The organism is Azospirillum sp. UFLA03-27 (assembly GCF_059803775.1).
The window spans coordinates 1-12,549 of record NZ_JAUQTX010000202.1 but is presented as its reverse complement, the minus strand read 5'-3'; the positions used below and the strand labels follow the sequence as shown (position 1 = coordinate 12,549).

Genomic DNA, 12,549 nt, shown 5'->3' with positions numbered 1-12,549 from the left:
GACCGGGGCCAGCGCGGTGCTGGCCCCGGTCGCCGCGGAGCCGGCGGAAGAGCCCGCCCCCTCGCACGATCTGGTGGTGCCGGACCCCGATCCGGTCCCCGCCGCCGCCAAGATGCCCGCTCCCGCCGCGGAGGCCGCGTCCGGCGCCGGTGCGGGCGGCGAGGCCGCGACCAAGGAATCGGCGGTCGCCGCGCAGACCATCCGCGTCAACGTGGACCTGCTCGAAAACCTGATGACCATGGTGTCGGAGCTGGTGCTGACCCGCAACCAGCTCCTCCAGATCCTGCGGTCGCAGAAGGAGAGCGAGTTCGCCGCCCCGCTGCAGCGCCTCAACCACGTGACGTCCGAGCTGCAGGAAGGCGTCATGAAGACGCGCATGCAGCCCATCGGCAACGCCTGGGCCAAGCTGCCGCGTCTGGTGCGCGACCTGTCGCACGAACTGGGCAAGAAGATCGACCTCCAGATGCTCGGCGCCGACACCGAGCTGGACCGCCAAGTGCTGGAGCTGATCAAGGACCCGCTGACGCACATGGTGCGCAACTCCGCCGACCACGGCCTGGAGGTGCCCGCCGACCGTCTGCGTTCGGGCAAGTCGGAGACCGGCCGCATCACGCTGAACGCCTATCACGAGGGCGGCCACATCATCATCGAGATCCAGGACGACGGTAAGGGCCTGGCGATCGACCGCATCAAGCAGAAGGCGATCCAGAACGGGATGGCCTCGGAAGGCGAGCTGGCGGCGATGTCCGACCAGCAGATCATCCAGTTCATCATGAAGCCCGGCTTCTCGACCGCGGCGAAGGTCACCAACGTGTCGGGCCGCGGCGTCGGCATGGACGTGGTCAAGACCAACATCGAGAAGATCGGCGGCACGATCGAGATCAAGTCCCAGCAGGGCAAGGGCTCGACCTTCGTCATCAAGATCCCGCTGACGCTGGCCATCGTTTCCGCCCTGATCGTGGAGTGCGCCGGCGAGCGCTTCGCCATCCCGCAGATCAGCGTGGTCGAACTGGTTCGCGCCGCCGCCGACAGCGAGCACACCATCGAGCGGTTGAAGGGCACGCCGGTCCTGCGCCTGCGCAACCGCCTGTTGCCGCTGGTTTCGCTGCAGGAGCTGCTGCGGCTGGACGACCAGGAGGGTGGCGAGAAGAAGACCGACGAGACCTTCATCGTGGTCACGCAGGTCGGCACCTACACCTTCGGCATCATGGTCGACCGGGTGTTCGACACCGAGGAAATCGTGGTGAAGCCGGTGGCGCCGATCCTGCGCCACATCGAGATGTTCTCGGGCAACACCATCCTCGGCGACGGCTCGGTCATCATGATCCTCGACCCCAACGGCATCGCGTCGGCCACCGGCGAGATGGCCATGGGCGAGACCGCGTCGAAGGAGGCGACTTCCGTCCAGGCGGCCCGCCAGGAGGACAAGATGGCCCTCCTGCTGTTCCGTGCCGGGGCCGGCGCACCGAAGGCGGTGCCGCTGTCGCTGGTCGCCCGCCTGGAGGATGTCGACCTCGCCAGCGTCGAATCGTCCAACGGCATGCCGGTGGTCCAGTACCGCGGCAAGCTGATGCCGCTGGTGCCGATCGATCCGGGCTTCATGATCGGCCAGGAAGGCCGCCAGCCGGTTCTGGTCTTCGCCGACGGCGACCGCTCGATGGGCCTGATCGTCGACGAGATCGTCGACATCGTCGAGGAGCGTCTGGTGGTGCAGCTCACCGCCGACCGTCCGGGCCTGATGGGCTCGGCGATCATCGCCGGCAAGGCGACGGACGTGCTCGACGCGGGCTTCTTCCTGACCCAGGCCTACAAGGATTGGTTCGGCTCGTCCTCGACCGATGCGTATGAGGAGGAGAGGGCGCTGCAGCGCGTTCTGCTGGTCGACGACAGCCCCTTCTTCCGCAACCTGCTGACCCCGCTGCTGTCGGTCGCCGGCTACGACGTCACCGCCGTGGAGAACGCCAACGAGGCGCTGGCGCTGTGCGAGGCGGGCGAGGACTTCGACGTCATCGTCTCCGACATCGAGATGCCGGGGATGAGCGGCTTCGACTTCGCCGAGGCCGTCCGCCAGGGCGGCACCCGCTGGAGCGGCACGCCGATGGTCGCCCTGTCCAGCCACGCCTCCCCGCGCGACCTCGACCGCGGCCGTCAGGCCGGGTTCACCGACTATGTCGCCAAGTTCGACCGTGACGCTCTGCTGTACGCGCTGCAGCAGACCCTGTCCGAGCAGAAAGGTGCCGCATGAGCAACGCCAAGCTGCCCGCCACCACCAAGAAGTCCAAGGGCGACGAGATCACCTCCGGTGGCAGCCAGGACTATGTGACCATGACGATCGCCGACCAGCTGTTCGGCATCCCGGTTCTGCAGGTCCAGGACGTGCTGGGGCACCAGCGGATCACCCGCATCCCGCTGGCCCCGCCGGAGGTCGCCGGCTCGCTGAACCTGCGCGGGCGCATCGTCACCGCCATCGACGTGCGCCTGCGGCTCGGCCTGACCTCGCGTCCGAAGGACAAGCCGGGCATGTCCATCGTGGTGGACCTGCGCGGCGAACTGTACAGCCTGATGGTCGATTCGGTGGGGGAGGTGCTGAGCCTCTCCAACGACGACTTCGAGCGCAACCCGGCCACCCTCGACCCGCGCTGGCGCGAGGTGTCCACGGGCATCTATCGCCTGAACGGTCAGCTCATGGTGGTCCTGGACGTGCCGCGTTTGCTGAACTTCACCACGATGGAAGCGGCCTGAGGCGAAACCCCGGTCGGTGTGCAAAGCGAAGCCTGAGGCCCGTTCACCATGAAAGTTTGTCTGGTCGTCGACGACAGCCGCGTGGTCCGCAAGGTCGCGCGGAAGATCCTGGAAGAGCTGCACTTCGCCTGCACCGAGGCGGAGGACGGCAGGCAGGCCATGGAAGCCTGCGCGCAGAAGATGCCGGACGCCATCCTGCTGGACTGGAACATGCCGGTGATGACCGGCATCGAGTTCCTGCGCCGCCTGCGCAAGATGAGCGGCGGGGACATTCCCAAGGTCGTGTTCTGCACGACGGAGAACGACCTCGCCCACATCCAGGAGGCGCTGTCCGCCGGGGCGAACGAGTACATCATGAAGCCGTTCGACAGCGACATCATCCAGACCAAGTTCGAGCAGGTCGGGCTGCTGTGACGGGCGGGACCACCGCACCGCGCACCGTTCCGACCCTGAAAGGCTGATTGCGTTATGTCCGATCGTTTCGGCAGACCTCCTCCCCCCGCACCGCCGGGGCATCCCACCGGCGCGGGCGGCGGCGATCCCGTCCGGGTGATGGTGGTCGACGATTCCGCCGTCATTCGTGGCCTTCTGACCCGCGCGCTGGAAGGCGATTCCGAAATCCGCGTGGTCGCGTCGGTCGGCGACGGTCAGATGGCGGTCAACGCCCTGCAGCGCAACTCGCTCGACGTCATTGTCCTCGACATCGAGATGCCGGTGATGGACGGGCTGACCGCCATCCCGAAGCTGCTGGCCGTGGCGCCGCAGGTGAAGATCATCATGGCCTCGACGCTGACGCTGCGCGGGGCCGACATCTCCATGCGCTGCCTGTCCGCGGGGGCCGCCGACTACATCCCCAAGCCGACCTCCACCCGCGAGATCGGCGGCGCGGACGCCTTCAAGCGCGAGCTGGTGTCGAAGGTCAAGGCGCTGGGCGCCGCCGCGCGCCGTGCCGGCTCCCGCACCCGCGGCGAGCTGCGCCCGCTGACCCCGGTGCCCGCCGCCTTCCTGAAGCGCGAGCCGCCGCCCGTCACGCTGCGCCCGGCCCCGGCCGTCGGCTCCGTCGGCCAGGTCAAGCCGGACGTGATCGCCATCGGCAGTTCCACGGGCGGCCCGCAGGCGCTGTTCGAGGTGCTGGCCCATCTGAAGACCGGCGTCACCCAGCCGATCCTGATCACCCAGCACATGCCGGCGACCTTCACCACAATCCTGGCCGAACACATCACCCGCCAGTGCGGGTTGAACGCCCAGGAGGCGAAGGACGGCGAGCCGGTCGTGTCGGGGCGCTGCTACATCGCGCCGGGCGACTTCCACATGCTGGTCACCCAGCGTGCGGGTGCCAACGTGATTTCGCTGACCAAGGACCCACCCGAGAACTTCTGCCGTCCGGCGGTGGACCCGATGATGCGGTCCATTCTCCGCGCCTTCGGCGGGCGCAAGGTTCTCGCCTGCATCCTGACCGGCATGGGGCAGGATGGGCTGAAGGGCTGCACCGATGTGGTGAACGCCGGCGGCACCCTGATCGCGCAGGACGAGGCGTCCAGCGTCGTGTGGGGCATGCCGGGCGCCGTCGCCCAGGCGGGCATCTGCTCGGCGGTGCTGCCGCTCAAGGAAATCGGTCCCTACATCCGCAAGTTCGCATCGAGGGCAGCATGAGAGTCGAAGATTTCGACATGTTCTCCACGCTGCTCAAGCAGCGTTCCGGTCTGGTCCTGACCCGGGACAAGGCCTACCTGCTCGAATCCCGGCTGATGCCGGTGGCGCGCAAGTGGAACATGAAGGGGCTGGAGGAGCTGGCCTCCACCGTGCGGACGCGCAAGGACGAAGCGCTGCTGCGCGATATCACGGAGGCGATGACGACCAACGAGTCGTCCTTCTTCCGCGATCAGAAGCCCTTCGACCAGTTCAAACAGATCGTCCTGCCCAAGCTGATGGCGGCGCGGTCCGCGAAGCGGTCGATCCGCATCTGGTCGGCGGCCTGCTCGTCCGGGCAGGAGGCCTACTCGCTGGCCATGCTGTTGAGCGAGGATGCGGCGAAGCTGGCCGGCTGGCGAATCGAGATCGTCGGCACCGACATCTCCGCGGAGATGGTGGAACGCTCCAAATCAGGCATCTACACCCAGTTCGAGGTGCAGCGCGGCCTGCCGATTCAAATGCTGGTGAAGCATTTCAAGCAGCAGGGCGACAAGTGGCAGATCAGCCAGCAGCTCCGCCAGATGGCCTCCTTCCGCGAGTTCAACCTTTTGGGCGACCTGTCCGGGTTGGGGCAGTTCGACATCGTGTTCTGCCGCAATGTGCTGATCTATTTCGACCAGCCGACCAAGACCAAGGTGCTGGAGGCCATCGCCCGCCAGATGCCGCAGGACGGCGTGCTGTATCTGGGCGGCGCGGAAACCGTTCTGGGCATCACCGACCGCTTCAAGCCGGTGGAAGGCCAGCGCGGCCTCTACAGCCTGGGTGGCTTCCAGGTGCCGAGCGGGCTCAAGGCGGCCGTCTGACTCAAGACGGTATGGCTTAAGGCGGCGTGATGGTGAGCCGGTCGGCGGCGCCTTCCTCCATGATCCAACGGCGGAAGGCGGCGATCTTGGGCCGGTCGGCGGTCACCTCCGGGCAGACGAGGTAGTAACCGAAGTCTCCCGGCAAAGCGAGGTCGAACAGCCGGGTCAGCCGCCCGCTCGCCAGTTCCTCCAACACCAGGGTGCCGCGGGCCATCGCGATGCCCTGGCCGTTTTCCGCGGCCTCGATGGCGATGCCGATCTCGTCGAAGACCATCTCGGAGCTTGGCTTCAGGTCGCCGAGCCCGGCCATGGCCAGCCACGTCGCCCAATAGCTGTGGCCGGTCTCCTCGACCAGGACATGATGGCGCAGGTCGGCCGGCTGGTGCAGCGGCGTCGGCCCCTGCAGCAGGGCCGGGCTGCACACCGGGAACACCGCGTCGTCGAGGAAGCGGTCGGCCCGCAAGCCCTCCCACACCCCCAGGCCATGGCGAAGCCCGATGTCGATGTCGGCTTCGCGCTCGAAATCGATCTCGTGCTGGCTGACGCTGATGCGCAGGTGGATTTCCGGGTGGCGGGCGCGGAAGCGGCCGATGCGGCTCATCAGCCAGCGGCTGGCGAAGGAGGGCGAAACGCTCATCGTCAGCACGCCGGAGCGCTCATGCTCCATCACCCGCTCCAGGCCGGTGGCCAGCCGCGCGAAGGCGTCGCGCACGCTGGGCAGCAGGAGCTGGCCGGCGTCGGTCAGGACCAGCGCCTGATTCAGCCGGCGGAACAGCCGGATGCCCAGCCGATCCTCCAGCGTGCGGATCTGGTGGCTGATCGCGCTCTGGGTAACGTTCAGCTCCTCCGCCGCGCGGGTGAAGCTGAGATGGCGGGCCGCCGCTTCGAAGGCGCGCAGGCCGTTGAGGGGAGGGATCTGCATGGGTCCGCATCCGCCGGATTGTTGCCCGGCCGCATGAAATTCTCTCATGCAGGTTAGAGAAAGCATCCTTTGCGGACAACCCGATTCCGGGTGCATTCCTAGGGAACGGAATTCATCAAGCGGAGTGTCGGATCATGAGCAGGAGAGCGCTGGGCGCCGTTTCCACAGACCGGGGCATGGTGTCTTTTGGCGGCGCGGGGCGCTTTGCCGAGCGGGCCTTCGGCGAGGTGCTGGGGATGATCGAGCGCCACCGGCAGCGCCGCTCCCTGGCGGCGCTGGACGACCATCTGCTGCGCGATGTCGGGTTGAGCCGCAAGGACGCCCGCCGCGAAACCGACAAGGCGTTCTGGCAGGAGTGACCGCAGGCGTCGGCGGACCCGAGCCCGCCGCTTGCCGCGATGAATGTCGAGAGGAAAGGGCGGTCGGCGGTCAGCCGGCCGCCTGGGCCTGTTGGTGCGGGACGCGCGGGATCGGGGACGCGTCCTCGTGCGGGTCGCGCAGCACATAGCCGCGGCCCCACACCGTCTCGATGTAGTTGTCGCCCTGGGTCGCCGCGGCCAGCTTCTTGCGCAGCTTGCAGACGAAGACGTCAATGATCTTCAGCTCCGGCTCGTCCATGCCGCCATAGAGATGGTTCAGGAACATCTCCTTGGTCAGGGTCGTGCCCTTGCGCAGGGACAGCAGCTCCAGGATGCCGTATTCCTTGCCGGTCAGGTGGAGCGGCTGGTTGTCGACTTCCACCGTGCGGGTGTCCAGGTTCACGGTCAGGCGGCCGGTGCGGATGATGCTGTCGGAATGGCCCTTGGAGCGGCGGACGATGGCCTGGATGCGGGCGATCAGCTCGCGCTTGTCGAAGGGCTTGGTCAGGTAGTCGTCGGCGCCGAAGCCCAGACCCTTGATCTTGTGGTCCAGTTCCGACAGGCCGGAAAGAATGAGGATCGGCGTGGTCACACGGGCGGCGCGCAGGCGGCGCAGCACCTCGTAGCCATCGATGTCCGGCAGCATCAGATCGAGGATGATGATGTCGTAATCGTACAGCTTGCCGATTTCGAGCCCATCCTCACCGAGGTCGGTAGAGTCGACGATGTAGCCTTCCGACTGAAGCATCAGTTCGATGCTCTTGGCCGTGGAGGAGTCGTCTTCGACCAGCAGAACCCTCATGGCGATATCCCGATGTTAGATGGCGCGTTTCTGGCTTCCGATGCGGCGTTGCTGTCCCGCAGTTCCTTAACCAATTCCCTTAACAGATCGGCGCGTCCGTTTACACAAGTTAACAGACGATTCAGCTTAACGCCAGAGGCATAGCACTTCATTTAACGTTAATGTTTTTGGACGAGCATGACGCGGGCGGCATGGCGGCGGACTTCGAGCCCACCGCAAATTGCGCCGTCCGCACCCGGCTCACCCGTCCCAATTCCGTCCGCTGATCCGCAAGACCGTGCCCGCCGACGTCGCCCGCATCCTTCAGGAGATCGAGTCCGTCTCCGGCTACAGCCGGTTCGGGCGGGTCACCGCCGTGCTCGGCCTGCTGGTCGAGGTCGGGGGGATCGAGAAGGAGCTGTCGGTGGGCGGCCGCTGCATCGTGGAATCCCGTGATGGCCGGCAGGTTCCCTGCGAGGTTGTGGGCTTCCGCCAAGGCCGCGCGCTGCTGATGCCCTTCGGCTCCATCGACGGGGTCGGTCTGGGCTGCCGCGCGCTGGTGTCGGACAGCCAGCCCATGGTCTTCCCGACGGAGGCGTGGCTCGGCCGCGTCATCAACGCTCTGGGCGAGCCGGTGGACGGCAAGGGGCCATTGTCCAAGGGAACGCACGGCGTTCCCATCCGCAACAACCCGCCGCCCGCCCATTCCCGCGCCCGGGTGGGCGAGAAGCTGGACCTGGGCATCCGCGCCATCAACGCCTTCCTCACCTGCTGCCGCGGCCAGCGCATGGGCATCTTCGCCGGCTCCGGCGTCGGCAAGTCATCGGTGATGTCGATGCTCGCCCGCTTCTCCGGCGCGGAGGTCGCGGTGATCGGGCTGATCGGCGAACGCGGGCGCGAGCTTCAGGAATTCATCACCGAGGATCTGGGGGAGGAGGGGCTGGCGCGCAGCGTCGTGGTCTGCGCCACGTCCGACGAGGCGCCGCTGATGCGCCGTCAGGCCGCCTACATGACTCTGGCCGTGGCGGAAGCCTTCCGCGACGCCGGCTGCAACGTGCTGTGCATGATGGACAGCGTGACCCGCTTCGCCATGGCCCAGCGCGAGATCGGCCTGTCGGCCGGCGAGCCGCCGACGACCAAGGGCTACCCCCCGACCGTCTTCGCCGAGCTGCCGCGCCTGCTGGAACGCGCCGGGCCGGGCCTCAGCGGGTCTGGCTCCATCACCGGGCTGTTCACCGTGCTGGTGGAAGGCGACGACCACAACGAGCCCATCGCCGACGCCGTGCGCGGCATCTTGGATGGTCACATCGTCCTGGAGCGCCAGATCGGCGAGCGCGGGCGCTATCCGGCCATCAACATCCTGCGCAGCGTGTCGCGCACCATGCCCGGCTGCAACTCTCCCATGGAGAACGAGCTGGTGAACCACGCGCGGCGGCTGATGTCATCCTACGACAACATGGCGGAGATGATCCGCCTGGGCGCCTACCGCAAGGGCACCGACCCGCAGGTGGACGAGGCCATCCATTTCCAGCCGGCCTTGGAGGCGTTCCTCAAGCAGGGCAAGCGCGAGGCGACCGACCTCGACAACAGCTACGCCCAGCTTGCCGCCATCTTCGGCATTGAACAGTGGCCGCCGCAAGAATGAGCAGTCTGAAGACCATCATCCGCCTCCAGAAGTGGAAGCTCGACGAGAAGCGCCGGGCGCTGGCGGAGTTGCAGAACCTCGCCGACCGGCTCCAGGCCGAAATCGAGCGGCTGAAGGAGGAGATCGCGGCGGAGCGCGACACCGCCCGCGGCAACGTCGAATACGCCTTCACCTACAGCAACTACATCCAGGCGGCGATGGAGCGCGGCAAGCGGCTGACCCAGTCCATGGGGCAGGTGGAGGCCCAGATCGCCGTCGCCACCGACGAGATGGCCGAAGCCTTCCAGGAGCTGAAGCGCTACGAGCTGGCCGAGGAGGAGCGGCTGAAGCGCGAGAAGGAAAAGCTCAAGCGCAAGGAAGCCAACATGCTGGATGAGACCGCTCTGGTCGGCTTCCGCCGCCGCCAGCAGGAGGAAAGCAGCGTCGAATCCTGACGGGCCGGCCTGTTCCCGTCCACCGCTTCAGGTCGCCATGGCGTTGCCGGTGGGAAGATCCGAAGTGGGAAGATCCGAATAGGACACCACGCGCGCGCGGCCGGCGCGTTTGGCGGCGTACAGCGCCCGGTCGGCGTTCTGGAGCGCCACGGACAGGTCCACGGCATCCGCCGGCCAGAGCGCCACACCGATGCTGCACCCGATCCGGACGTCGAACCCGTCGGCGGTGATCGGAGCGGAGACGCTGCCGATGATCCGTCGGGCCACGTCCATGGCATAGTGCGCCTGATGGCCGTCCGCCAGGGAGAGCAGTACGGCGAATTCGTCACCGCCGAGGCGCGCGGCGAAATCCCCCTGGCGCACGCAACGGGCCAGCCGGTCGCCGATCTCCTTCAACACCAGATCGCCGGTGTGGTGGCCGTGTTGGTCGTTGATCAGCTTGAACCCGTCGAGATCGATGTAGAGGATGGCGATCGCGGTCTGATCCTGCGCCGGCTGGTCCCGAAGGCGCTCCACATGAGCCTCGAAGAAGCGCCGGTTGGCGAGCCCGGTCAGGCGATCCTCGAAGGCGATGGCGCTCAGCGTCCGTCCCATCGTCCGCATCGCCTGGGCGACTTGGCTGAATTCGGACGGGTGGACCGGCGCGGGCGTGCAGGGGGCGTGGGGATCGAAGAGGTCCGACGACAGGAACGCCGCCGACGCCTTGAGATCCCGCAGGCGGCGCAGGACCATCACCTCCATCAGAACCCAGACCCCGACGACGATGAGGAGCACCACGCCGGCCATGACGCCGGTTCCCAGCAACAGGTTCCGGTCGGCCGCGGCCAGGATGTCGTCGCGCGCGACGGCGACGACGATCTTGGCACCGGTTTCCTCCAGGGTCGAGAAACCGCTGATCCGGGGAATGCCGTCCAGACCGTCGTCCTCGATGATCCCGGCCTCCTCCTCCATGATTTTTCGAACCATCGGGTGATCGGTCATCGATCGCCCGACAATCCCCTGCGGGTCCGGCACGCGCGCGAGGATCGTCCCTTCGGAATCGAACAGCGATACGGTTCCACCGGACTCATGAGCGATTTCGACGGACAGTTCCGCAAGCCAGTTCAAGTCCACCCCGGCCAGCAGGACGCGGATGACCGAACCATCGCCACCGAGAATCGGCAGGGCCGCGACCACGCGGGGTTGCTTGCTGTTCTGGCCGATCAGGAAGTTGCTGACCGTGAAGCCGCGCGTCGCCAGCGCCTCGCGGAAATAGTCACGGTCGCCCACGTTCATGGGCCGGCTCCTGTTGCTGCTGCACAACAGATTGCCATCGGGGTTGAACACCCCGAAGCCGGTGCTCCAAGGATAAAGGTCAGTCGCCTGTTTCAGCATCGTCGCGCAACGCTCAGGGCTCGCCTCCCGGATGTCGGGGACTAGGGTAAGGAGCTGGAGGACGCTGCGGGTCTGCTGAACGATCTGCGCCTGCTGCTGCGCCCCGCGGTCGGCCAGCAGGCGGGTGGCATCGCGCGCCCGCTCGATGTCCTGGTTGCGCTCTTGAAGCAGAAGGACGACGACCAGGCCCACCATCGGAAGAAGGGCGAGCAGGAGGAAGGCCTCGAGGCGCGCGCGAAGCCCAACGCGCGCCCAGAGGGTTTGGACGCGCCTTAATATTCCTGTACGTTTCAACGGACTCATCCACGCACCAGCCGACCCGCTTTATTCTCATGCGGGTTGAGGAAATCAAGCGGCGAAAGCTGTGACGTGGCGCGGTGCAGCCATGCTGGACGAAGGGCGAGGCGGGGATCGGAGGATCAGACGCGCCGCATCCGGGCGAAAAGATGCGGGTTGTCCCAACCGGGCTGGCGGTCCTCGATGACGACACGCTGGGGGATGGGCAGGGTCCGCTTCACCGTGACCTCCACCCAGCGGGGGATCAGCTCGTTGTTCAGGTCGTCGAGCACGGCGACGGCCAGCGCTTCCGGCCCGACGACCGCTGTGGTGTCGGACAGGGCGCCGAGATAGGCGGCGACGCCGTCCGGCGTCACGACCGCGCGGTCGGGGACGTAGCGCAGGGTCAGGCGGGTGCCGGGCGCCGGTTCCCCGTGCAGCTCCACCAGATAATCGTGGCGGGCGTCCGGGTTGGCGGCGGTGGTCAGACATTCTCGGCGGTGCATGGCGTCCAGGTTCGTCAGGCGGTGTAGCTGCTGCCCCCGGCCCCGACGCGGGTCAGCTTGACCCAGCATTTGGCGCCGGACTGGAAGGACAGGCCGCCGATGTAGCCCACGGCGCGGATGCTGTCCGCGAAAATCTGGATCAGGTCCAGGCGGATCTCCGGGGTCAGCGGGGTGTGGCTGCGCAGGATCAGGTCGAACCGGTTGGGCTGCACCAGCCCGTCGAGCTGCATCGGACCGAGACGGCTGAGATTCAGATCGAGCAGAAAGCGGCTCCCTTTGTCACCGCCCTTGCGGCCCGTCTTGCCGTCCTCTTCCGGATTTATGGGATGGATGTGCAGCTTGATCGGCAGCAGCCCGTTGGCGTCCATCATCGGCAGGGTGTAGGGACGCCAATCGCCGGGCAGGGGATCGCCCGCCTGCTGCTGAAGGCTGCGGAACTCGCGCTCCAGCTGGGACAGCAGGCTTCCCTGGCCGGATTTCTCCAAGGCCGAGGCGGCGTCCTCCCCCAGCCAGCCGCGGGCGTCGCCGCCGCGGATCGCCGACAGGAAGAAGCTCATCGCCGCGCCCAGCTTGCGGTTTGGCTGCGGCATCACCGTGCCGATCAGCGCCTGAGCGGCGGAGCGGTCCACCCCGGCGAGCGCGCTCAGGAGCTGGCGCATGGCGGGCCAGTCCCGTTCGCTCAGCGGCCCCGGTTCCGTGGCGAGCGGGGGCGGTGCGGTCTGGAGCGCCTTGGCCGGGTCAGTTAGGACGGCGGTGACGGCGCTGCCCTGCGGCAGGCTCGCCTGGACGTTCAGCGCCAGCATGCCCTGCGGCGTGGCGAGGATCGGCTGGCCCTGCGGCGTGCTGCCGGCCACCGTGCCCTTCAGCACCGGACCGTCGGGCGTTTCCAGCGAGGCGCCGGGGTCCGCACCGGGCATCGTGGGCGCTGCGGTCGGAGTTGCAGTGCCGCGGGGCGGGGCAGGGGCCTGTCTCTTATACACATCTGACGCTGCCGACGATTATACGCGAGTGTAGA

13 protein-coding genes are annotated in these 12,549 nt (G+C 67.2%); 8 read left to right on the top strand and 5 right to left on the bottom strand.

Annotated elements, in window-relative coordinates; translation table 11 throughout:
• From Q4I23_RS24250 to Q4I23_RS24230, 5 genes are all read left to right on the top strand, one after another.
• On the top strand, positions 1-2,245 hold a 2,245-nt coding region (locus Q4I23_RS24250; RefSeq protein ID WP_498527909.1), incomplete at its 5' end, for a hybrid sensor histidine kinase/response regulator.
• A complete protein-coding gene (locus Q4I23_RS24245) occupies positions 2,242-2,742 on the top strand; it encodes a chemotaxis protein CheW (RefSeq protein WP_014198311.1) in 501 nt (166 codons plus the stop codon). The genes Q4I23_RS24250 and Q4I23_RS24245, both read left to right, overlap by 4 nt.
• A 48-nt stretch (positions 2,743-2,790) precedes the next feature.
• Positions 2,791-3,156, top strand: a complete 366-nt coding sequence (locus Q4I23_RS24240) for a response regulator (RefSeq protein WP_035678531.1) — start codon at positions 2,791-2,793, stop codon at positions 3,154-3,156.
• Between the two features lie 138 nt (positions 3,157-3,294).
• On the top strand, positions 3,295-4,395 hold the full coding sequence (locus Q4I23_RS24235) for a protein-glutamate methylesterase/protein-glutamine glutaminase (RefSeq protein WP_237906467.1): 1,101 nt from the start codon (positions 3,295-3,297) through the stop codon (positions 4,393-4,395).
• Positions 4,392-5,237 (top strand): CheR family methyltransferase, encoded by an 846-nt coding sequence (locus Q4I23_RS24230; protein WP_237905212.1) that lies wholly within the window; start codon positions 4,392-4,394, stop codon positions 5,235-5,237. The genes Q4I23_RS24235 and Q4I23_RS24230 overlap by 4 nt, the downstream gene beginning before the upstream one ends.
• A 16-nt stretch (positions 5,238-5,253) precedes the next feature.
• Here the strand turns inward: Q4I23_RS24230 and Q4I23_RS24225 are convergent, their stop codons facing one another.
• Positions 5,254-6,159, bottom strand: coding sequence for a transcriptional regulator GcvA (locus tag Q4I23_RS24225; protein ID WP_498527908.1), 906 nt, complete (start codon positions 6,157-6,159; stop codon positions 5,254-5,256).
• A 134-nt stretch (positions 6,160-6,293) separates the two neighbouring features.
• Here Q4I23_RS24225 and Q4I23_RS24220 point away from each other — a divergent pair, with 134 nt between their 5' ends.
• Entirely contained in the window at positions 6,294-6,518 is a 225-nt protein-coding gene (locus Q4I23_RS24220; RefSeq protein ID WP_498527907.1) for a DUF1127 domain-containing protein, read from the top strand.
• A 70-nt stretch (positions 6,519-6,588) separates the two neighbouring features.
• On the opposite strand, the gene ctrA is transcribed toward Q4I23_RS24220, so the two are convergent.
• Positions 6,589-7,320, bottom strand: a complete 732-nt coding sequence (ctrA, locus tag Q4I23_RS24215) for a response regulator transcription factor CtrA (RefSeq protein WP_014198317.1) — start codon at positions 7,318-7,320, stop codon at positions 6,589-6,591.
• A 277-nt stretch (positions 7,321-7,597) separates the two neighbouring features.
• Between ctrA and fliI the strand changes: the two genes are divergently transcribed.
• Together fliI and Q4I23_RS24205 are read left to right on the top strand one after the other, a co-directional pair.
• Entirely contained in the window at positions 7,598-8,944 is a 1,347-nt protein-coding gene (fliI, locus tag Q4I23_RS24210) for a flagellar protein export ATPase FliI (protein ID WP_498527910.1), read from the top strand.
• A complete protein-coding gene (locus tag Q4I23_RS24205) occupies positions 8,941-9,378 on the top strand; it encodes a flagellar FliJ family protein (RefSeq protein ID WP_137141835.1) in 438 nt (145 codons plus the stop codon). Before fliI ends, Q4I23_RS24205 begins: the two co-directional genes overlap by 4 nt.
• Before the next feature lie 27 nt (positions 9,379-9,405).
• Here the strand turns inward: Q4I23_RS24205 and Q4I23_RS24200 are convergent, their stop codons facing one another.
• The 3 genes from Q4I23_RS24200 to Q4I23_RS24190 all read right to left on the bottom strand — a co-directional run bounded on the left by Q4I23_RS24200 (position 9,406) and on the right by Q4I23_RS24190 (position 12,514).
• Positions 9,406-10,947 carry a diguanylate cyclase domain-containing protein gene (locus Q4I23_RS24200; RefSeq protein ID WP_498527906.1) on the bottom strand — a complete coding sequence of 514 codons (1,542 nt, stop codon included), beginning with the start codon at positions 10,945-10,947 and terminating at the stop codon, positions 9,406-9,408.
• A 224-nt stretch (positions 10,948-11,171) separates the two neighbouring features.
• Complete coding sequence (locus Q4I23_RS24195; protein WP_498527905.1) at positions 11,172-11,534, bottom strand: hypothetical protein; 363 nt, start codon at positions 11,532-11,534, stop codon at positions 11,172-11,174.
• Positions 11,535-11,548: 14 nt separating this feature from the next.
• Positions 11,549-12,514: a hypothetical protein gene (locus Q4I23_RS24190; RefSeq protein ID WP_498527904.1), complete on the bottom strand. Its 966-nt coding sequence runs from the start codon at positions 12,512-12,514 to the stop codon at positions 11,549-11,551.
• Between the last annotated feature and the right edge of the window lie 35 nt (positions 12,515-12,549).

Coding starts and splice junctions, on each gene's coding strand:
- Q4I23_RS24245 (WP_014198311.1), top strand. CDS start 2,242: ATGAGCAACGCCAAGCTGCCCGCCACCACCAAGAAGTCCAAGGGCGAC.
- Q4I23_RS24240 (WP_035678531.1), top strand. CDS start 2,791: ATGAAAGTTTGTCTGGTCGTCGACGACAGCCGCGTGGTCCGCAAGGTC.
- Q4I23_RS24235 (WP_237906467.1), top strand. CDS start 3,295: ATGGTGGTCGACGATTCCGCCGTCATTCGTGGCCTTCTGACCCGCGCG.
- Q4I23_RS24230 (WP_237905212.1), top strand. CDS start 4,392: ATGAGAGTCGAAGATTTCGACATGTTCTCCACGCTGCTCAAGCAGCGT.
- Q4I23_RS24225 (WP_498527908.1), bottom strand. CDS start 6,159: ATGCAGATCCCTCCCCTCAACGGCCTGCGCGCCTTCGAAGCGGCGGCC.
- Q4I23_RS24220 (WP_498527907.1), top strand. CDS start 6,294: ATGAGCAGGAGAGCGCTGGGCGCCGTTTCCACAGACCGGGGCATGGTG.
- ctrA (WP_014198317.1), bottom strand. CDS start 7,320: ATGAGGGTTCTGCTGGTCGAAGACGACTCCTCCACGGCCAAGAGCATC.
- Q4I23_RS24205 (WP_137141835.1), top strand. CDS start 8,941: ATGAGCAGTCTGAAGACCATCATCCGCCTCCAGAAGTGGAAGCTCGAC.
- Q4I23_RS24200 (WP_498527906.1), bottom strand. CDS start 10,947: ATGGTGGGCCTGGTCGTCGTCCTTCTGCTTCAAGAGCGCAACCAGGAC.
- Q4I23_RS24195 (WP_498527905.1), bottom strand. CDS start 11,534: ATGCACCGCCGAGAATGTCTGACCACCGCCGCCAACCCGGACGCCCGC.